Source organism: Pseudomonas sp. NPDC098747 (genome assembly GCF_044760045.1).
Lineage (GTDB): Bacteria > Pseudomonadota > Gammaproteobacteria > Pseudomonadales > Pseudomonadaceae > Aquipseudomonas.
Genome location: NZ_JBIWAL010000030.1, coordinates 51,883 through 71,016, shown reverse-complemented (window position 1 = coordinate 71,016; position 19,134 = coordinate 51,883). Strand labels below are relative to the sequence as shown.

General features: G+C 59.6%; 19 protein-coding genes. 13 read left to right on the top strand and 6 right to left on the bottom strand.

Translation table 11 applies throughout. The features are described 5' to 3' along the window. Positions 1–2 precede the first annotated feature (2 nt). The 4 genes from accB to gcbA all read right to left on the bottom strand — a co-directional run bounded on the left by accB (position 3) and on the right by gcbA (position 4,887). Entirely contained in the window at positions 3–473 is a 471-nt protein-coding gene (gene accB, locus ACIQVE_RS18570; RefSeq protein ID WP_402810808.1) for an acetyl-CoA carboxylase biotin carboxyl carrier protein, read from the bottom strand. Positions 474–521: 48 nt separating this feature from the next. After that, on the bottom strand, positions 522–974 hold the full coding sequence (gene aroQ / locus ACIQVE_RS18565; RefSeq protein WP_025111759.1) for a type II 3-dehydroquinate dehydratase: 453 nt from the start codon (positions 972–974) through the stop codon (positions 522–524). Positions 975–1,218: 244 nt separating this feature from the next. Continuing rightward, entirely contained in the window at positions 1,219–1,854 is a 636-nt protein-coding gene (locus ACIQVE_RS18560; protein ID WP_402810811.1) for a methyl-accepting chemotaxis protein, read from the bottom strand. A gap of 1,362 nt (positions 1,855–3,216) precedes the next feature. Beyond that, entirely contained in the window at positions 3,217–4,887 is a 1,671-nt protein-coding gene (gene gcbA, locus ACIQVE_RS18555; protein ID WP_402810806.1) for a diguanylate cyclase GcbA, read from the bottom strand. Positions 4,888–5,388: 501 nt separating this feature from the next. Between gcbA and ACIQVE_RS18550 the strand changes: the two genes are divergently transcribed. From ACIQVE_RS18550 to ACIQVE_RS18510, 9 genes are all read left to right on the top strand, one after another. Continuing rightward, on the top strand, positions 5,389–6,180 hold the full coding sequence (locus ACIQVE_RS18550) for a hypothetical protein (RefSeq protein ID WP_402810810.1): 792 nt from the start codon (positions 5,389–5,391) through the stop codon (positions 6,178–6,180). Continuing rightward, positions 6,177–6,758 carry a hypothetical protein gene (locus tag ACIQVE_RS18545; protein WP_402810804.1) on the top strand — a complete coding sequence of 194 codons (582 nt, stop codon included), beginning with the start codon at positions 6,177–6,179 and terminating at the stop codon, positions 6,756–6,758. Before ACIQVE_RS18550 ends, ACIQVE_RS18545 begins: the two co-directional genes overlap by 4 nt. Positions 6,759–6,913: 155 nt before the next feature. Further along, entirely contained in the window at positions 6,914–7,981 is a 1,068-nt protein-coding gene (locus ACIQVE_RS18540; protein ID WP_402810802.1) for a DUF2333 family protein, read from the top strand. Between the two features lie 3 nt (positions 7,982–7,984). After that, the gene (locus ACIQVE_RS18535; protein ID WP_402810800.1) at positions 7,985–8,542 is read left to right on the top strand and encodes an NUDIX hydrolase; all 558 of its coding nucleotides are present in this window, start codon (positions 7,985–7,987) and stop codon (positions 8,540–8,542) included. 187 nt (positions 8,543–8,729) lie between these two features. Next, the gene (locus ACIQVE_RS18530) at positions 8,730–9,101 is read left to right on the top strand and encodes a translation initiation factor Sui1 (protein ID WP_402810798.1); all 372 of its coding nucleotides are present in this window, start codon (positions 8,730–8,732) and stop codon (positions 9,099–9,101) included. 219 nt (positions 9,102–9,320) lie between these two features. Further along, the gene (speA, locus tag ACIQVE_RS18525; protein WP_402810797.1) at positions 9,321–11,234 is read left to right on the top strand and encodes an arginine decarboxylase; all 1,914 of its coding nucleotides are present in this window, start codon (positions 9,321–9,323) and stop codon (positions 11,232–11,234) included. A 233-nt stretch (positions 11,235–11,467) separates the two neighbouring features. Continuing rightward, complete coding sequence (locus ACIQVE_RS18520) at positions 11,468–12,823, top strand: type VI secretion system Vgr family protein (protein WP_402810795.1); 1,356 nt, start codon at positions 11,468–11,470, stop codon at positions 12,821–12,823. Continuing rightward, the gene (locus ACIQVE_RS18515; RefSeq protein ID WP_402810794.1) at positions 12,820–13,614 is read left to right on the top strand and encodes a DUF4123 domain-containing protein; all 795 of its coding nucleotides are present in this window, start codon (positions 12,820–12,822) and stop codon (positions 13,612–13,614) included. The genes ACIQVE_RS18520 and ACIQVE_RS18515 overlap by 4 nt, the downstream gene beginning before the upstream one ends. Before the next feature lie 17 nt (positions 13,615–13,631). Continuing rightward, entirely contained in the window at positions 13,632–14,507 is an 876-nt protein-coding gene (locus ACIQVE_RS18510) for an alpha/beta hydrolase (RefSeq protein WP_402810792.1), read from the top strand. Here ACIQVE_RS18510 and ACIQVE_RS18505 read toward each other — a convergent pair. Both ACIQVE_RS18505 and ACIQVE_RS18500 read right to left on the bottom strand, forming a co-directional pair. Next, a complete protein-coding gene (locus ACIQVE_RS18505) occupies positions 14,501–15,850 on the bottom strand; it encodes an MATE family efflux transporter (RefSeq protein ID WP_402810790.1) in 1,350 nt (449 codons plus the stop codon). The genes ACIQVE_RS18510 and ACIQVE_RS18505 overlap by 7 nt on opposite strands. A 239-nt stretch (positions 15,851–16,089) precedes the next feature. Next, positions 16,090–16,383, bottom strand: a complete 294-nt coding sequence (locus ACIQVE_RS18500; RefSeq protein ID WP_402810788.1) for a hypothetical protein — start codon at positions 16,381–16,383, stop codon at positions 16,090–16,092. Positions 16,384–16,640: 257 nt separating this feature from the next. Here ACIQVE_RS18500 and ACIQVE_RS18495 point away from each other — a divergent pair, with 257 nt between their 5' ends. Genes ACIQVE_RS18495 through ACIQVE_RS18480 form a run of 4 tightly spaced genes read left to right on the top strand, consistent with a single transcriptional unit; the run spans position 16,641 to position 18,901 of the window. Next, positions 16,641–16,943, top strand: coding sequence for a MazG-like family protein (locus ACIQVE_RS18495; RefSeq protein ID WP_223449972.1), 303 nt, complete (start codon positions 16,641–16,643; stop codon positions 16,941–16,943). Next, complete coding sequence (locus tag ACIQVE_RS18490; RefSeq protein ID WP_402810786.1) at positions 16,943–17,692, top strand: methyltransferase; 750 nt, start codon at positions 16,943–16,945, stop codon at positions 17,690–17,692. The genes ACIQVE_RS18495 and ACIQVE_RS18490 overlap by 1 nt, the downstream gene beginning before the upstream one ends. 12 nt (positions 17,693–17,704) lie before the next feature. Beyond that, on the top strand, positions 17,705–18,316 hold the full coding sequence (locus ACIQVE_RS18485; protein WP_402810785.1) for a DUF4136 domain-containing protein: 612 nt from the start codon (positions 17,705–17,707) through the stop codon (positions 18,314–18,316). A 27-nt stretch (positions 18,317–18,343) separates the two neighbouring features. Continuing rightward, a complete protein-coding gene (locus tag ACIQVE_RS18480) occupies positions 18,344–18,901 on the top strand; it encodes a DUF4136 domain-containing protein (RefSeq protein WP_402810783.1) in 558 nt (185 codons plus the stop codon). Positions 18,902–19,134: the final 233 nt, after the last annotated feature.

Below are 19,134 nucleotides of genomic sequence, written 5' to 3'. Positions count from 1 at the left end.
ACTCAAACCGCATAACAAAAGATGAATAAAAGCGGTTGGTCGTACTCAACCGGCTGGCCGTCTTCAACGAGGATGGACTCGATCACACCGCTGGTTTCAGCTTCGATGTGGTTCATCATCTTCATGGCTTCGACGATGCACAGAGTGTCGCCTTTCTTCACGGTCTGGCCGACTTCAACGAAGGACGGCGAGGCTGGCGAAGACTTGCGATAGAACGTGCCGACCATCGGCGAACGGGCAACAGTGCCGTTCAGCGCTGGAGCAGCAGCGGCAACCGGAGCAGCGGCAGCCACAGGCGCGGCGGCTGGCGCAGCGACCGGTGCTTGCATCGGTGCAGGCGCGTAGTACTGCTGAGCCGGGGTCTTGCTGTGACGGCTGATGCGTACGGACTCTTCGCCTTCCTTGATCTCGAGCTCGTCGATGCCGGACTCTTCCAGCAATTCGATTAGTTTCTTAACTTTACGGATATCCATGAATCATCAACTCCCAAGGGTCGGTCAGGGGCGCTTAACGCTTGTCGTTCAAGTCGTTGCCTGTGTTTCAAGCTGTTCTAGTGCAGCCTCCAGGGCCAGTCGGTAACCACTGGCGCCAAGGCCGCAGATCACTCCCACCGCTACGTCGGAGAAGTAAGAGTGATGGCGGAAAGGTTCGCGCTTGTGCACGTTGGACAAATGCACTTCGATGAATGGGATGCTCACTCCCAGCAACGCGTCACGTAATGCAACACTTGTATGTGTAAATGCGGCTGGATTGATCAGGATAAAGTCCACACCTTCGCCGCGTGCGGCGTGGATGCGATCGATCAATTCGTACTCGGCATTGCTTTGCAGATGCAGCAGATGATGGCCGGCTTCACGGGCGCGGCGCTCCAGGTCCTGATTGATCTGCGCCAGGGTCGTCGACCCATAGGTGCCCGGTTCGCGGGTGCCGAGCAGGTTCAGGTTGGGGCCGTGCAGCACCAGTAGGGTTGCCATCTGCGTTGTCCTTGTCATGAATGAGCAGTCGTCAGAACCCGGCGACTATGCCGCAAAGACTTTATGACTGTCCAGTTCTATGCAATAGCCAGCACGATGGCCGATGTTTGCGCAAAATATGTGACCGGGTGATTTGATCCGGTCATTTGCGGTGACCGCCTTCGCGAGCAAGCTCGCTCCCACAGGGGATTTGTGAGAGACATAGAACCTATGTGGGAGCGAGCTTGCTCGCGAAGGCGATTCATCAGACGCGGAAGGCTTGCACGGCTGTATGCAGTTGTCCGCCCAACACCAGCAAGTTCTCGCCCTGTTCACGGCCCCGGCCGATACGCAGCAAGTTATCCCCACCCAACTGATGAATCCGCTCACTGTGATCGCGAATCTCGCTGACTGCGCCACTTTGCTGCGCGGTGATATCGGCGATGCGGATCGCCGTGTCGGAAATGGTCTGGATCGCACCGACGATTTTGTCCAGCGCACCGTCCGCCGCTTGCGCCTGATTCGCCGTCGCTTCGGCGTGCTCGACTTGCACGCGCATGCCTTCGACCGATTGCCGGGCAGCGGTTTGCAGGCCGGCGATCAGGGTTTGAATTTCTGCCGTCGCCCCGGCCGTACGTTGCGCCAGCGAACGCACTTCCTCGGCCACCACGGCAAAACCGCGGCCCATTTCCCCCGCGCGGGCTGCTTCAATCGCCGCGTTCAGTGCCAGCAGATTGGTCTGGTCGGCAATCGAGCGGATCACCGTCAACACGCCGCCAATGGTCGCCGACTCTTCAGCCAGATGTTCGATCATCTGCGCGTTGCCCTGCACTTCACCGACCAAGGCATGCAGGCCTGTGAGGCTTTGGCCGATGACGGTCTGACCGTGCTCGACAGCCATGCCAGCATGACGGCTGGCATCGGCGGCCTGACGCGCGTCTCCGGCGACTTGCTGGATAGTCGCTTCCAGTTCACTGAGCGAGTCGCGAATCAGCGCGGTGTCACCCGCCTGATGTTCGGCGCCGCTGTGCAGGTCGTTGCTCAACTCGGCGAGGGTGCGACTGCTGCCCGCCACTTGTTCGGCATTGCCGCGAATGGTCCCGACCAGATCCACCAGATAGGCGCGCAGGCGATTGAGTGAGGCTTCGATGTCGTGCAGTTCGCGGTTGGTTTTGCCCAGTTGAATGTCGCGACTGAAATCGCCGTCGGCCCAGGTGGACAATGCCGGCGCGAGGTTGGTCAGGGTTCGCGCAAGACGCCGCTGCAAGGTGTCGATCAGCAGCGCTATCAGCAGAATCAGGCCAATCATCACGCCTTGCATCAACCGCACTTCGCCTTGAATTTGCCCGTGCTGAGCACGCACCACCGGTTCCAGGCCGGCGATGGCGTGTTGTACGGCAGCGATTTTCGCGTGAGTGGCGGTGCTGAGTTCGCTGCGTTTCTGGATTTGCTCGCGGGTGCGCGCAAGCTCTGCCGGGTAGCGACCGAGCAGGCTGTTGAGTTCACGTTTGAGGCCGACACCGGCATCCTCGGCAACGGCTTTTTCGCTGCTTTCGATGCCCATCATCGCGGCGAAGTCGTCGCTGCTGGATTCGTTGCTGGCGACCACACCCAGCAGGGGAAGGGCATTGATCAATTGTGCTTGAGCGCGGATATTGCTGACTTCGCGCTCAACGTCAACCGCCAGTTCACTGCGGCCGCTGCTGACCAGTTTGTCTCGGGCCAGTGAGAGTTTGCCCAAGTGCTGAGAGGCGGCGAGCAGCGGCGTCAGGTAGGCCGCGTTACCGCTGGCATAAGTGCTGAGCTGCTCGAGGCTGGCGCTCAATTCGCGCTCGGCCTGCAACAGCAATGCCTGCGGATCTCCTGCCAGTTTGCCAGCGGCGAGCAAATCGGTTTTGCTGAATTCGGCGAGGCCTGACAGGCTCGGGCGCAACGTATCGGCCAGCGCTGGCGGCAGCTCACCGAGCTGTTTTTGTACGCTGTCGATGGCCTGACTGGCGCTGCTCAGACGCAGGGCGTCGCCGCTGGCGAGGTAGTCCTCGATGCTGCGCGCCACCTCGTTCTGAAATTGCTGCGACAACCCCAGATAACGCTCCATCAACAGATACGGGCGTTCCAAAGCTTTTTGCGACCACCACAGCGTGGCGCCGAGTGCGAGGCACACGGCGACCAGCAGTAGGGTATTAAGATTGGTGAGCAACTTCAGGCGCATGACAGCTACCAACGACAGAAATGGTAAGCGCCTGAATTTATTGCGGTTCTATTACAGGGTTATGACCGAATCGGTTGATTCCGATGAAATAGTGGCACTTTGCTTTGAGTCCCGCGCCTTTTGCACCCTATTGCGCCCGCCATTCTTGGCACGGTACAGCGCCTCGTCGGCCTGGCTGGCCATCATCAGGCTGTCGGAATCATCGTGCATCTCCACCACGCCGGCGCTGAAGGTGCACCACAAGTCCTGCGGTTGCGCCGGGTAATGAATTTCAGCGAAGCGCTGGCGGATCTCGTCGAGTACTTTGTGCGCGGCTTCTATATCCGTGTCAGGCATGACGATGGCGAACTCTTCGCCACCGTAACGACCGATGAAATCGGTCTTGCGCAGGCGTTGCTTGAGAAACAGCGCCAGGCTCTTGATGACGCGGTCGCCCATCGGGTGGCCGTGGCTGTCGTTGACCCGCTTGAAGTGGTCGATGTCGAGCATGGCAAAGCTCAGCGGCTTGTTCTCGCGACGGGCGCGGAACGAGCAGTCTTCGAGCAGTTGCAGAATATGCGTGTGGTTGTACAAACCGGTGAGGCTGTCGCGCACCATCCGTGCTTTCAAGTTGCGCGCGCGGGCAGCGCGGTTGCGCACGGTGGTGATCAGGTGACGTGGCTTGATCGGTTTGGTCAGGAAGTCGTCGCCGCCCTCGCTCATGGCGTCGAGTTGCTTGTCCAGATCGTCCTCGGCCGACAGGTAAATAATCGGCACGCTGACATAACGGTCGTTGTGGCGGATCACCTTGGCCAGTTCGGTGCCGGTACAGGCTGGCATGTACATGTCGAGGATGATCAGGTCTGGCTGGAAGTCCGCCAGTTCGGCCATCGCCTGAATCGGCTCGATCAAGGTGCGGGTGACGATCCCGGCGCTGTTGAGCAAGCGTTCGGTGTGCATCGCCTGGGCGCGGGAGTCATCGATAATCAGCACTTTATAAGGTTCGTACTGGGCGACGCAGGTCAGGACTTCGATCTTCTCCAGCAGGCTCGACGCTTCGAGGGTGCCGGTGAGGAACTCCTGGCCACCGGCGCGTACGGCCGCGAGGCGAGTCGGGGTATCGGTTTCATGCAGGCTGAAGAATAGCAACGGCAGCGGTTCATCCAGGCCGACCTGGGCTTCGGCAGCGAGTTTCAGGCCGACGCCGGTACCACTGAAATCCACGTCCATGACGATCGCGGCCGGCAATCGCTCGACCATCGAGGAGCGAAACGCCGAGACGCTGTCCAGCGACTGGGCGCTGAGGCCGAAGAATTCCAGTTGCTTGGCCAGCCGCTCGGCGCGGTCGTGATCCTGCAGCATCACATAGATTGGCTTGCGCAGTGGCGGCAGGAAGGTCTGGTCGAGCTGATCGCCCTGGCGCAGGCCGGTACGCGATAAGCGCTGCATCAAGCGATTGAGGTCAGTGATCAATCCACTGCTCAGTCGCCCACGATTGGCGTCCACTGCTTCCAGCGACTGACTGATGTGGCGCGCGAGCTGGGAGTGTTCAGGTTGTTCGAAGCGTTCGGCAAACCGCAGCAGGCGCAGGTTGGCCTCACTCAGTTCGGCGAGGTCGACGGTGGACCATTCACTGCGTTGCAGGCGCTGCCATATCTCAAGAATCTGACGTGCCTGATGAATTACCCGCTGGGCAAAGTGCTGCTTGAGACGCTCACGGCTGGGGTCTTCTGGCTCGGTCATATCCTGACTACTAGTTAGGCTGCATGCTGAGGTCGACTGGTGGCTCTATGCTAGCACCTCTTTTCCCTTAGACGAGTGTCGTCCGTCAATAATCTGTAATGCGTCACTATTCAGTTTCTGACCGGTTGGTATTGTTTTTTACCTGTTCGCCAGCGTAGCGCCCATGAGTAGGGCGCTTGAAGACATTTCCTATGCTGTCTGACGATGCATCCCAACTCTTTATGGATGGCGTCTGTCAGAGCTTTCTGATTTTTCTCTGATCCGATTTCACAGGGTTTTTGAACGGTAGAGTTCAGGGATTCCCTTAGAGCGTTACGCCAAGAAGACCTTCTCGCTTCGAAAACATTTTCGCAATAGCAGGCGGTTGTTCGCCCTCGCTGAATCATAGGCAATCAAGTACGAACTTTCGGCCCGGGTCGGGTACCTCGGCTGTACGGAAAACAAGGATGCAACACCATGACGGATCAGAAAGTTCTGTCCAGGCGGCGAGATACTTCGAATGTGAAACGAATTGCCCAAAGATTTGCACTGAGCAGTTGCGTCGTGCTGGCGTTGGGGTGTTCGGCTGTCAGCAAGCCCAAAACCTTTACCTTCGCTCCCGACTTGCCACCTGACTTCAAGTACGGCCTGACAGCCACTTATCTGCCAGCCCAGGGAGAAACGTGCACTGTGCCGGGAGGGAAAAATACTCAGGTTGGATTCAATAGGATCGATAGGCCTTACAGGGACGTTTCCGAGATTGAGTTGTACAGAACCGTAAGCGGCTGTCCGCTGGCGCTGAACCATGTGGAGATCAAGGTCATCGGCATTTTTGGCCCTGAACGAAGCGATAGCAGCTTCGACTACGCCTCATTTGCCGTTCGTCCGGAGTTGCTGGAGCGACACATGGGGACGTTCAGCGATGACGGCACAGGTGAGTTCTTTGGTGAATGCATGTGGTCTTTTCGCACGGTGGGGCCGGAGCGTTACCTGATCAAGCTGTTGACCTGCAAAACAATGGATGCGCAGGGCAATGTCGGCCGAAGTCGTCCGTTCACGGCTTACACGCTGACCCAGCTAGCGGGAATAACCGTAAGGCTCAAGATCAGGTTGTCAGATGAGGAAGCACCCGCATGGGGTGACACCTGGGTTCAAGTTCCCGGTGGCTGGAAACGTTGCATGGGTGATGGCTTTGAGGATCAGCGTGCCTATTGCAATGGTAACTACAAGGATTTCAGCACATTCAGAATGGTGGATGAGCGGGTTTGCACCATTTACCCCGGCTGTACGGAAAACAAGGACGAGACCCCATGAGCATTGAACCTTTGGCGGCCCGTGATGCAGCCTTTATGCAGGGCAACATCCATGCGTGCCCTTTGCGTGGTCATTCAACAAGTTTTCAATTGGTGGACGAGTTTGGTGATGGCAAACCCTACGCCGGCTTAACGTACGAGATCATCGATTATGAAGACACCGTCTACGTAGGGAAACTGGACGCATCGGGATCCGGCAAGGTCGAAAACCATTACTGCGGTCCGGTAGTGCTCAAACTAAACCAGCCCTTCAAAGGAACAGAAGCACTCTATAAAGATTTAAGAGCAAGACCGCACTACCCACTCCCCATCACCGACCTCCAGGTACGCGCCGAGAAAATCCGTTTCTTCAACAAGTCAGGCGTGCGCACCCAAGCCAATCCCGCTAGGGACCTCGCCAAAACCAACGCCTATTACCAGGTTGAAGTCAGCGAACTGGTCAAACATGTAGCGCACTTGCCACCTCTGGCCCATCGTCGTGATCCGCCGAACATGCTCGTGCACAAGCTCATGCGGTCCGCGCCCGGAGGGTATGCCGTCGGCGCGCCATTCCATCTGGATATTGATTCGATTGTGTAGCCGCCGCCCTGCTGATTCCGCGTCTACCCTTACCCTCACGGGCAACACCTGGCTGCTTTTTTGCGCATAAGCGCGGCGACGGGTGCCCGGCCTTGGCACGTTGTTGTATGGTTGTGGTCGAACCGTTGAACCCAAGTGATTGAAAGGATATCGCCATGCTGGACTGGAAAAACCGCGCGGGCAGCGCGCCTGAACGTGCCGCCGAGCCCAAGTCGGCCGCCCGCAGCTATGTCGGCGGGCTGTTGTTCAGCCGTGCGTTGGCGACTCTGCTCGGTATTTATTTGCTGGTGACCATTGGCCTGGGCTGGTACTGGAGCCAGGAACCGGCGTTATTCCCGGTGGCGCAAAACGCGCAACTGGCCGCCGAGAAAGAAGGCAAGCAGATGGTGATCGGCTACACCACGGTCGAAACCCTGAAGACCGTTGCCGGCACCTTGCTCGACAAACCGGGCGGTTACATTTCCAACGACCGTTTTCCCCCAGGCCTGTGGATGGACAACACGCCGAGCTGGGAATACGGCGTACTGGTCCAGGTACGTGACCTGACCCGTGCCCTGCGCAAAGACTTCGCCCGTTCGCAATCGCAATCGGCCGAAGATTCCGATCTGGCCAAGGCCGAACCGCGTTTCAACTTCGACAACAAGAGCTGGATCCTGCCGTCCAGTGAGTCCGAGTATCAGGAAGGCATCAACTCGCTGAGCCGCTATCAGGCACGCCTGTCTGACCCTTCGCAGAAAAACGCGCTGTTTTACGCACGCGCCGACAACCTCAATAACTGGCTCGGCGATGTCGGCACCCGTTTGGGTTCGCTGTCGCAACGGCTGTCGGCCAGTGTCGGCCGCGTAAAACTCAACACCGCGCTGAAAACCGAAGTCCCGGCTGTCGGCCAAGTGCCGCAGCTTGACGAAGAAGTCGTCGAAACCCCGTGGATGCAGATCGACAACGTGTTCTACGAAGCGCGTGGTCAGGCCTGGGCCCTGTCGCATTTGCTGCGAGCCATCGAAGTCGACTTCGCTGATGTGCTGGCGAAGAAGAACGCCACGGTCAGCGTGCGTCAGATCATCCGTGAGCTGGAGGCTTCGCAAGAGCCAGTCTGGAGCCCGATGATCCTCAACGGCAGCGGCTTTGGCGTATTGGCCAACCACTCGTTGGTCATGGCCAACTATATTTCTCGGGCCAACGCGGCAGTCATCGACTTGCGTCAACTGCTCAACCAGGGCTGATACATGAGTCAAAACGCCAAAGAGGCGGCCCATCGCGCCGCCTCGGATGCCGAACAAATCGCCTGGGTCGACGAGCAGGACAACCTGCTTGGCGCTTTGGTGCGTGCTGATTTGCGCGAACGCGGGCTGATCGGTCGCGGCACTTACATCATGTTGTTCAATTCCACCGGTGACCTTTGTGTGCACCGGCGCACCTTGAGCAAGGCGATCTACCCGGGTTATTGGGATGTGGCAGCGGGCGGTATGGTGCAGGCCAACGAAACCTACGCCGAGTCGGCTGCCCGAGAGCTTGCGGAAGAGTTGGGCGTGAGCGGTGTGGAACTCACCGCTCACGATCATTTTTACTTCGAGGACACTGGCAACCGTCTGTGGTGTTCGGCGTTTTCCGCCGTGTGGGACGGACCGCTGAAATTGCAGCCGGAAGAAGTCCTGGAAGCGCGCTTTATTCCGGTCGAACAGGTCATGCAGGAAATCCAGCAAAAGCCTTATTGCCCGGACTCTCTGGCCGCTCTGAAGCGCTATCTGAAGGCGCAGCGAAGCGACGTCGCAAAGAACACATAAATTGGCGCCGATTGGCACTTAGCAATTGGCTTTTTTGCCGTTACACTGCGCGACCTTTTCAAGCTGCACCGACCTGCTTTTGTTGAAGCGTCGGTGCAGTAGCGCTGCCCCTGCCTGAGTGGGGCTTCGCGGTCGATAACCTTGCCCAAGGTTGCGATCAGTCTTTGTCCTCCCAAGAGGATTGCCGGTGGCCAAAAAAGCCGCATCCTTCGCCGCCCTTGGCGGTCTGGTATTTTCCACCGACGCAGGTCGTCATTGCCCGGAATGCAGTAAGCCGGTGGACGCCTGTATCTGCAAACAAACCCTGATACCCGCCGGTGACGGCATTGCCCGCGTGCGTCGCGAGAGCAAGGGCCGTGGCGGCAAGACGGTGACCACCATCACCGGCGTGCCGCTGGCCGAAGACGCGCTCAAGGAGCTGGCGACAACGTTGAAGAAGCGTTGCGGTACCGGCGGGGCGTTGAAGGACGGGATCATCGAAATCCAGGGCGATCATGTCGAGCTACTCTTGGCGGAACTGATCAAGCACGGGTTTAAAGCGAAGAAATCCGGCGGCTAGCAGCCTCTGTGAAAGCCACCACGGCTTGATCCGGTTCTGAACAGTTTCAGCGCCGGCATCGTCACCATGGTTTTCACAGAGCCTGTTCATGACCGGTTTCTAAACTCCACGCGGTCAGCGCGGTCTACCGCCGCGCTGACAAATCGTCATTTTCATTCTTTAGACTGCGCCGGCCTGAACTCAAGGCCTCGCTTCATGACTTCTTCATAGGGGACTTCGATGTCCGTAAGACGCACACGCAAAGACGATGGCAGCCAATGGACAGTTGCGGACAGCCGCAGTGTTTACGGGATTCGCCATTGGGGGGCCGGGTATTTCGCGATCAATGACGCCGGTCGCGTCGAAGTTCGTCCGAACGGCCCGAGCAGCTCGCCTATCGACCTGTTCGAGCAAGTCGACCAACTGCGCAAAAGCGGTTTGTCCTTGCCGTTGCTGGTCCGTTTTCCCGACATCCTGCAAGACCGTGTACGCCAGTTGACCGGCGCCTTCGATGCGAACATCGAGCGTCTGGAGTACCAGAGCAAGTACACCGCGCTGTACCCGATCAAGGTTAACCAGCAAGAAGCGGTGATCGAGAACATCATCGCCACCAAAGACGTCTCCATTGGTCTGGAAGCCGGCTCCAAGCCTGAGCTGCTGGCTGTGCTGGCGCTGGCGCCGAAGGGCGGCACCATCGTTTGCAACGGTTACAAGGACCGCGAGTTCATCCGCCTGGCGCTGATCGGTCAGAAGCTTGGCCACAACGTGTTCATCGTCATCGAGAAAGAATCCGAAGTCGCGCTGGTGATCGAAGAAGCGGCCTCGCTCAAGGTCAAGCCACAGGTCGGCTTGCGCGTGCGTCTGTCGTCGCTGGCTTCGTCGAAGTGGGCGGACACGGGCGGCGAGAAATCCAAATTCGGTCTGTCGGCGGCGCAATTGCTGTCGGTGGTCGAGCGCTTCCGCGCGGCCGGTCTGGATCAGGGCATTCGCCTGCTGCACTTCCATATGGGCTCGCAGATCGCCAACCTGGCCGATTATCAGCACGGCTTCAAGGAAGCGATCCGTTACTACGGCGAGCTGCGCAATCTTGGTCTGCCGGTCGATCACATCGACGTCGGTGGCGGTCTGGGTGTCGACTACGACGGTACGCACTCGCGCAACGCCAGTTCGATCAACTACGACATGGACGATTACGCCGGTGTCGTGGTCGGCATGCTCAAGGAGTTCTGCGACGCGCAGAGCCTGCCGCATCCGCACATCTTCTCCGAAAGCGGCCGCTCGCTGACCGCGCACCACGCCATGCTGGTGGTGCAGGTGACCGACGTCGAGAAGCACAACGACGAAATCCCGCAGATCGAAAACAAGGAGTCCCTGCCGGAAACCGTGCAGTGGCTGGTTGACCTGCTCGGCCCGACCGACATCGAAATGGTCACCGAAACCTACTGGCGCGCCACCCACTACATGAGCGACGTCGCTGCGCAATATGCCGACGGCAAGCTGACCCTGGCTGAAAAAGCCTTGGCCGAGCAGTGCTACTTCGCCGTGTGCCGCCGCCTGCATAACTCGCTCAAAGCCCGTCAGCGTTCGCACCGTCAGGTGCTCGACGAGCTCAACGACAAGCTGGCCGACAAGTACATCTGCAACTTCTCGGTATTCCAGAGCCTGCCGGACACCTGGGCGATCGATCAGGTCCTGCCGATCATTCCGCTGCACCGTCTCGACGAAGAGCCACTGCGCCGCGCGGTGCTGCAAGACCTGACCTGCGACTCCGACGGCAAGATCAACCAGTACGTCGACGAGCAGAGCATCGAAACCAGCCTGCCGGTGCACGGTTTGAACGAAGGCGAGGACTATCTGTTGGGCGTGTTCCTGGTCGGCGCCTATCAAGAAATCCTCGGTGACATGCACAATCTGTTCGGTGACACCGACTCGGTGAACATCTATCAGAACGCCGATGGCAGCGTGTACCACGCGGGTATCGAAACTCACGACACCATCGAAGACATGCTGCGTTATGTGCACTTGTCGCCGGAAGAACTGATGACCCACTACCGCGACAAGTGCGCCAGTGCCCGCATCAGTGCCGGCGAGCGCACGCAATTCCTCGATGCCTTGCGTCTGGGCCTGACCCGCTCCTCCTACCTGTCTTCCTGAGACCAGGTTGCTGTCTCGCCGGGTTGTCTGAAATTTTCCCCAATGCTGTGGAGAATTCGGATAACCCGGTAGGACATATCCCAAAAACTTCGCGATATGTTTGGCTATCCCGGTCAGCAAAGTCATCCGGTCTGCTTTTCGCGTAGGTCATTTCCTAAGTTGTACTTCAGCTCTCTACTCGGCCATGGCTCTCGGCGAGAATCGCCGACCGCCCCTCCTGTAGAGATCCGCCTATGTTCGATCCAGTCAACGAGTCGTCATTTCGTCTCGATGTAGCGGGCCTGTCCGAGCCTTTCGAAGTCCTGGCCTTTACCGGTAGCGAAGCCCTCAGCGAACCTTTTGCGTTCGAAATCGATGTGTTGATCGACGATCCGCAACTGGATCTCGCCGGCCTGCTTTATCGTTCGGCGTTCCTCTGTTTCGGACCGTCGGGGGAGGGTGTGCACGGGCAGTTGCAGAGCCTTGTTCAGCATGAACACGGGCACGGTTCGCGGTTGAGCCGGATCCGTCTGGGGCCGAAACTCGGTTGCCTTGATCTGCGCATCAGCCAGCGGATCTTCAGTGGCCGTTCGGTACCACAGATCATCGACCAGGTGCTCAGGGAACACGGAATCGTCGGAGCCCAGCGACGCTTCGAATTACATGGCGACTACCCGGCCCGCACGTTCTGCACGCAATACCGCGAATCGGACCTGCAACTGCTGCAACGCTTGTGTGAGCAGGCGCGGATTCACTATTTCTTTGAGCATGCACACGACAGGCATTGCCTGGTGTTGGGCGATGATCCAGCGCATTTTCCGCTGGCCGGCGCTGCGCTGTATCAAGGCGAACACGATGACCGCAGTGCCTGTCCTGCCATGCGCCATTGGCGGTTGCATGAAGCGTTGCAGGCTTGTTCGCATGGCTTGCGGCAGGCTACGAATGCCGAAGGACGCAGTGATCTTGCGGCGTTGCGCTGCGGGCATTGGTTGCGCTTGGTCGGGCACCCTTTCCCCGAATGCAATCGCCAATGGTTGTTGACCCGAATCGAACACAGCGCTGATCCGTCCCTTGATCTGCCGTACGCCAACCGGTTGTTTGCTGCAACGCAGTTGCCGTCATCGGCGCCAGTCAGGGCGCCCTCGCGACTGCGCATGCACAGCCTGCAACGGGCCTGGGTGGTGACCGTCGACGAACCGCAACCCGACTGTTTCAGGCCGGTGGCGGTGCAGTTCGACTGGCTTTATCAGGGTGAAGGTGCGGCGCCGAGTCATTGTTGGCTGCCGCTGGCGCCGGCATTGGCCGAGGCGCCGATGGCGGCGTTGAGCGATGGCGTCGAAGTGGTGGTGAGCTTCTTTGAGGGCGACCCGGATCAGCCAATGATCAGCGGCGTTTTACAGTCGTCGGTCGCTGCTGCGCCCATCAACGATGAGCCAACGCCGCCGCTACCGGACAGGTTGGTGAGCGAAGGCTTGCTCCAGATGCTGACGTCTGGCGAGCCATTGCTGCTGTTGTGCCTGATTCCCGGAGGCGGCAGTTTCAACCATTGCACGGAGGCGGTTTGCAGTTGTCGGCTGGTCACCACGCTTGAACAGAGCAGCGCTAGATGAGCGGCGTGGCGCTGGAGCCGAGCGCGCAATGGCTGTTGCTCGACGGCCCGGATGCAGCGCGGGCCTTGACGACTCTGCGCCAAGGCTTCGCCGGGCTACCAAGCTTCAAACTGTTCGACGGCACCGAGTTTGCGCCGGTCAGCGAACACGGCCCCGTGCTGGTCGATATGCGCGACAGTCCGGCGCTGACGTCGTTGTGTCACAGTGACCCCGATACCTGGCGGGGGTTGTTGCTCGGTAGCGAAGCGTCGGCGCAGGAACTGTTGAGCCACTTGCAGCGCATGCTCACGGTCTCGTTCGGATTGAGCCATCGAGCATTGCTCAGCTATTACAACCGCCAGACCGCGAGCTATTTTTTCGACGCCTGTGACGCCGTGGAACTGAGCCGCTGGCTCGGGCCTATCCGCCTGTTGCACTGGTTCGGTGGCACTTGGGCCGATTGCGCCATCGGCAGTCAGGGCTGGCAGCAGTTGCGCAATCCGGGGCTGGCCGTCGATCCATTGAGCATCGAAGAGAGCCTCACTCGGCGACAGCGCGAGCGCCTGCAAACCTGCCTGCTGGAGCAGCACATCTGGCGCTGGTGCCAATCGCTGGGAACCGATTACGCGGCGATGGCCTCCCATGTTCAACAAGGCTTGGCGCTGGGGTTCAGCGACCGCTCCGTGCTCGAAGGCTGGTTATGGCTACGCTTACAGCATCCGCGTGCGGTGCTGGTGCCGCCACCGCAGAATTTGACCCAGCAAGAGCGGCTCGACCATGTGCGGCGCCAGTTGCGCAGCGATCAATTTTGACGTGAGGTTCGGCGCGTATGGCAGGTTTTTTCCGGCAAGGGTTCGGTGCGATGCTCGGTGGTTTGTTGCTGTTGGCGCTGAGTGCGTGTTCGCCGATCAAGCTGCTCAATGCGCTGACGCCGGACAACACCTACGACAAAACCGTGGGCATTGTTTATGGCGACGACCCCCGGCAGAAGCTTGATGTGTACGTGCCGCGTCACCCATTGCCGGATGCGCCCGTCGTGGTGTTTTTCTACGGTGGCAGCTGGAACAGCGGTGCACGCGAGGACTACAACTTTGTTGGCGAGGCATTGGCGTCGCGGGGGATTGTCGCGGTTGTGGCGGATTATCGACTGTATCCGCAGGTGCGTTATCCGCTGTTTCTGGAGGACGCTGCGCGGGCGGTAGCGTGGACCAAAGCGCACATCCGCGAGTTTTCCGGCAATCCACAGCGTTTGTACCTGATGGGGCACAGCTCGGGTGGCTACAACGCGGCGATGCTGGCGTTGGACGGCGATCTGCTCGAGGCGGTGGGCATGTCCCCCACGGATCTGCGCGGCTGGATCGGTCTGGCCGGGCCTTACGACTTTCTACCGATCAAGAATCCCGCTGTGCGCCCGGTGTTTTTCTGGCCTGACTCGCCGCCGCAATCGCAGCCGATCAATCATGTCAGTCGCAGCGCGCCACCCGCGCTGCTGATCGCTGCGAGCGAAGATGACCTGGTCAACCCGACGCGCAACACCGGCGGCCTGGCGCACAAGCTGCGCGCGGTCGGGGTGCCAACGCAGGATCTCTACTATTCGCGGCCCAATCACATAACGCTGGTGGCGACGCTGTCGCGACCATTACGTGGACTGGCGCCGGTGCTCGATCAAGTGGTCGGCTTCATCAAACACACGCCGGTTCAGTGAGCGGCGCCGTTGAACCAGCCGTCGTTGCGCTTCAGCCACCAGGCTTGTGCACCGAGCGTCAGGCTGCGCAACACCATGAACAACAGGAACGTTATCCACAGACCGTGATTGCCTAAGCCTTGCAGTGCCCAGGCAAATGGCAGGAGTAAAACCACGGTCATGAGCATGCCGTTACGCATTTCCCGGGCGCGGGTGGCGCCGATGAACAGACCGTCGAGCAGGTAACTCCACACCGCAACCAATGGCAGCATGGCGAGGTAGGGCAGGTACACGAACGCGGTGTCGCGCACGTTCTGGATGTCGGTTTGCATCTCGATGAACAAATGCCCGGCCAGGAGAAACAGCAGGGCAAAGCCGAGGCTGGCGATCAGCGACCAGCCACCGGCGACCACCAGTGAACGGCGCAAAGCGAGGCGATCACGGGCACCGATGGCGTGTCCGCAAAGGGCTTCGACCGCGTGCGCCAGACCATCCAGAGCATGAGCGGTCAGCAACAAACCATTGAGTAGCAGCGCGTTGGCGGCGACCGTTGCATCACCGAGGCGTGCACCTTGCACCGTGATCAGAAAAAACACCGATTGCAGCGCCAGGCTGCGGATGAAGATATCGCGGTTGACCGCCAGCAGCGGTCGCCAGCTCTGCCATACCTTCAGCGCGGCCCAGGCGATATGGCCGGGATAGGCGCGCAATGCCTTGCGAGTGAGTAGCAAGCCGACCAGGGCGCCGCACCATTCGGCGATCACCGAGGCGCGGGCCGAGCCGACCACGCCCCAGTCCAGGCCGATGACAAACCACAGATTGAGGGCAATATTGATCAGATTGGTCGTCAGCAGAATCGCCAACGGCGCCCGCGCGTTTTGGGTGCCAAGGAACCAGCCGACCAGCGCATAACTGGCCAGCGCGGCGGGCAGGCCGAACAATCGGGTGTGGAAGAACTCGCGAGTGAGCTGATCAAGCTCCGCTGACGGCTGCATGAAGTGCAACGCGACGCCGCTCAGCGGAACACCCAGGGTGCCGAGTACCAGCGCCAATCCCATTGCCAGCAGCAAGCCTTGCAACAGGATTTGCCGCAACGCCGCGCCATCACTGCGCCCGGCCGCTTGCGCGGCGAACCCGGTGGTACCCATGCGCAGGAAGCCCATGGCCCAGGCGAGAAAGGTATACAGGCTGGAGCCGACCGCCACCGCGCCCAGTTGATGGGCGTGGGGTAAGTGGCCGATGACAGTGCTGTCGACCAGCGCCACCAGCGGCACGGAAATATTGGAAAGGATCATGGGCGCAGCCAGCACCCAGACCTTGCGGTGAGTCGGGCGGTCGCGCCAGTCGGCAATCAGGTTGGACATGCGGGCTCCTTGGGGGAGCGGGCATTGTAGCGACTCACTGCGGATTTGCTGCGACTGTAAGAGCCAACCCCCTCACCCCAGCCCTCTCCCCCAGGGGGGCGAGGGGGAAAGGGAGCTGATTTTTATGCTTTTCAAACCTGAGTTCGGCTCGGTATTTCACGTCGGCGTATAGCCAGAGAACACCACGGTCAGTCCCCTCTCCCTCTGGGAGAGGGCTAGGGTGAGGGGCTTCTAGAGGTCTAATGAATAATCCAGCTCAACAACCACAACCCCAGCAACAACCAGATAATCCCGGCAATGATCGACGCATTCATGAACGCGCGAATCGCAGACCACAACAGCATCAATCCGAGGATCAGGGCGATGATGCTGATGATCGAAGTGTCCATCCCCAGCGTCTTGGCCAGGCCGTCGACAAAGTTGCCACCAGCGTTGCTCAGTATGTTGAACAAACCACTGAGGCCATCGACGATAAAGCGGATGATCGAACCGAGTGCCTGGCCGAGCCATTCGAAAAAGCTTTCTACCTGCATGTGTGCATCCTGATGAAAGAGCTGAGCCTTGGGCCACAACGCAGGTGGCCGAGTTCCCTGCATCATAGAAGGTTTACTCAATCCCTGTGGGAGCGAGCTTGCTCCGGGCGGCGATCCGACGAATGCGGTGTGTCATTCAGCCCATCATTTATCTTATTAACCGCCTTCGCGAGCAAGCTCGCTCCCACAATAGATCACCTGTGACCCTTGCCTTCGCCGGACTTCCGCCCGAAGCTATACGCCTTCAGGAGAACCCGATGAACCTTGTTGAACTGACCGAACGCCTGCACGCCATTCGAGATCGCAATGACTGGCGGCAATTTCACAGCCCGAAAAACCTTGCTATGGCCGCCAGCGTCGAGATGTCCGAACTGGTGGAGATCTTCCAGTGGCTGACGGAAGACCAGTCGCGCCAGTTGTCGGCGGACAAACTCGCGCACGCGGGGCAGGAAGTCGGCGACATCGTGTTGTATCTGTTGCTGCTGTGCAGCGAGTTGGGGTTGGACATGAATGAAGTGGTGCGCAGCAAACTCGCCGACAGCGAACGGCGGTTCAGCTGATGAGCGACCGGCATTTCGATCAGTTGGCGACGCGTTTCGCCGAAAAAATCTATGGCGGTGCCAAAGGGGCCATTCGCCTCGCAGTGTTGCAGGCTGATCTTGCCGAAGCGCTGCCGGATCGCCCGCTACGCGTGTTGGATATCGGTGGTGGTCTGGGCCATATGTCGCTGTGGCTGGCCGAACGCGGGCACGACGTGACGTTTACCGAGCCAGCCGAGCCGATGCTCGAAGGCGCTCGCCAGCGTTTCGCCGAAGCGGGGCAAACCGCGACATTTATTCAGGCGCCGTGGCAGGAACTGCTCGGCCAGCTTACCGAACCGTACGATCTGGTGATCTGCCACGCCGTGCTTGAATGGCTGGCCGAGCCCCACGCGATTTTGCCGGTGCTGCACCAGCTGACCAAGCCCGGCGGCTGGTTGTCGCTGGCGTTCTACAACCGCGATGCGCTGATTTACCGAAATTTGCTCAAGGGCCATTTCAAGAAGATGCGCAAGAACGTCATGGCCGGCGAAAAGCAGAGCCTGACCCCGCAGCAGCCCCTAGACCCGCGCGAACTAGCAACGCAACTCGAAGGCTTGTGGCAGGTCGAAAGCCAAAGCGGAGTGCGGGTTTTCCACGACTACATGCCGGTGGAATTCCAGGCCCGTGTCGAACTCGGGGATTTACTCGAGATGGAGCTCGCCCACCGTCGTCACCCAAGCTTCGCCGGGCTTGGGCGTTACTTGCACTGGATCTGCCGGCCGATCTGATCGGAGCGCGACATGAAAGCTCAATCCGGGTTATTGCTGATCTGTCTGGGGTTGGCTGCCTGCCAGGGCAGCAACCCGTATGTGGCGCAGTCACGGCCCTTGCCGCCGGCGCCACCGCAAGCTGCCAACACCTTTGACCGCAGTGCCTATCCTGCACCACCGCGTGATTATGGGCGCTATCGCAGTTGGGCCTGGCTCAACGGGCAACTGCCGCCGGGCACGGCGTGGGCGGATTCGGCACAAGTGGCCGAAGCGGTCAGCAACGCGCTGGATCAGCGTGGGTTACGGCCGTTGCACGACAATCGCCCGGCTGACCTGTTCGTCACCGCCGACCTGCGTCTGGAAACCCGCTTGCGTCAGGAGCGGGACGATTACGGCTATTCCGGCGGATATGGCAGCTATGATCGTTATGGACGCGGTTACGGCATGTACAACACGGTACCGATCGTCCGTACCTATCAGGAACATGTCGTGGTGGTGCAGGTCGATCTGTTCGACGCCGGGACCGGTCAACCGGTGTGGAGCGCCAGCGCCGAAACCGCCAACAAGGGCAGCCAGATCGATCGCACCGATGCGATTCGCGAGGCTGTGGAAAAGGCCATGTCGGCGTATCCTCCGAGTTAGCTTCCTGCCTACGAGTGGAGAAAACCCATGTTCCGCCGTCTCGCTTTACTGGCCATGGCCGCGCTGCTCAGCGCCTGCGCCTCCAACCAGGTCAATCATGACTTCGATGCCAGCCGCGACTTTGCTGCCTATCGCAGCTGGAGCTGGAAAGATCCCGCCCTGCAATATCGCCCGGATGATCCACGGATCAAGAGCGACCTGACCGAACAAAGGATTCGCCAGGCCGTGACCGATCAGCTCGATCAACGCGGCTTGCGTCCCGCTGCGGCTGGCGCGAAAGGTGACCTGAACGTGCAGACTTACTTGATTGTCGAGGATCGCCAGCAGCAAGTGACGACCAATTACGGCGGCGGTTGGGGTGGCCCATGGAATGGTTACTGGGGGGCGCCGATGTACAACGAAACCCGCAACATCACCTACAAGGTCGCGACCCTCCAGGTCGACCTGCTCGATGGCAAGGACGGCAAACTGGTGTGGCGCGGCAGTGATGAGCAGATGCTCGCCAGCAGGCCGAATCCAGAGGATCGCAGTAGCGCCATTCGCGAGACTGTGGCGCGCATCCTCGCCAACTATCCACCTCGCTAAAATCTGCCAAGTATGGGAGCCACTGAGCTCCCATTTTTTTGCCCCACCCCAAATCCGCTGTGGGAGCGAGCTTGCTCGCGAAAGCGGTGTGTCATTCAAGATCAGTTTTACTGACAAGACGCCTTCGCGAGCAAGCTCGCTCCCACAGTGTTTTGTGGTGACAGAACTGGCTTGTTGCCAGCGGTCTCGCCCAGCCCCGTCTACACTCAAATCCACCAATGGAGGTAGCGCTC

What these genes read in the sequence shown, in the direction of transcription:
- accB (WP_402810808.1), bottom strand. Translation starts at nt 473, where the DNA reads ATGGATATCCGTAAAGTTAAGAAACTAATCGAATTGCTGGAAGAGTCC.
- aroQ (WP_025111759.1), bottom strand. Translation starts at nt 974, where the DNA reads ATGGCAACCCTACTGGTGCTGCACGGCCCCAACCTGAACCTGCTCGGC.
- ACIQVE_RS18560 (WP_402810811.1), bottom strand. Translation starts at nt 1,854, where the DNA reads ATGGCTGTCGAGCACGGTCAGACCGTCATCGGCCAAAGCCTCACAGGC.
- gcbA (WP_402810806.1), bottom strand. Translation starts at nt 4,887, where the DNA reads ATGACCGAGCCAGAAGACCCCAGCCGTGAGCGTCTCAAGCAGCACTTT.
- ACIQVE_RS18545 (WP_402810804.1), top strand. Translation starts at nt 6,177, where the DNA reads ATGAGCATTGAACCTTTGGCGGCCCGTGATGCAGCCTTTATGCAGGGC.
- ACIQVE_RS18540 (WP_402810802.1), top strand. Translation starts at nt 6,914, where the DNA reads ATGCTGGACTGGAAAAACCGCGCGGGCAGCGCGCCTGAACGTGCCGCC.
- ACIQVE_RS18535 (WP_402810800.1), top strand. Translation starts at nt 7,985, where the DNA reads ATGAGTCAAAACGCCAAAGAGGCGGCCCATCGCGCCGCCTCGGATGCC.
- speA (WP_402810797.1), top strand. Translation starts at nt 9,321, where the DNA reads ATGTCCGTAAGACGCACACGCAAAGACGATGGCAGCCAATGGACAGTT.
- ACIQVE_RS18520 (WP_402810795.1), top strand. Translation starts at nt 11,468, where the DNA reads ATGTTCGATCCAGTCAACGAGTCGTCATTTCGTCTCGATGTAGCGGGC.
- ACIQVE_RS18515 (WP_402810794.1), top strand. Translation starts at nt 12,820, where the DNA reads ATGAGCGGCGTGGCGCTGGAGCCGAGCGCGCAATGGCTGTTGCTCGAC.
- ACIQVE_RS18510 (WP_402810792.1), top strand. Translation starts at nt 13,632, where the DNA reads ATGGCAGGTTTTTTCCGGCAAGGGTTCGGTGCGATGCTCGGTGGTTTG.
- ACIQVE_RS18505 (WP_402810790.1), bottom strand. Translation starts at nt 15,850, where the DNA reads ATGTCCAACCTGATTGCCGACTGGCGCGACCGCCCGACTCACCGCAAG.
- ACIQVE_RS18500 (WP_402810788.1), bottom strand. Translation starts at nt 16,383, where the DNA reads ATGCAGGTAGAAAGCTTTTTCGAATGGCTCGGCCAGGCACTCGGTTCG.
- ACIQVE_RS18495 (WP_223449972.1), top strand. Translation starts at nt 16,641, where the DNA reads ATGAACCTTGTTGAACTGACCGAACGCCTGCACGCCATTCGAGATCGC.
- ACIQVE_RS18490 (WP_402810786.1), top strand. Translation starts at nt 16,943, where the DNA reads ATGAGCGACCGGCATTTCGATCAGTTGGCGACGCGTTTCGCCGAAAAA.
- ACIQVE_RS18485 (WP_402810785.1), top strand. Translation starts at nt 17,705, where the DNA reads ATGAAAGCTCAATCCGGGTTATTGCTGATCTGTCTGGGGTTGGCTGCC.
- ACIQVE_RS18480 (WP_402810783.1), top strand. Translation starts at nt 18,344, where the DNA reads ATGTTCCGCCGTCTCGCTTTACTGGCCATGGCCGCGCTGCTCAGCGCC.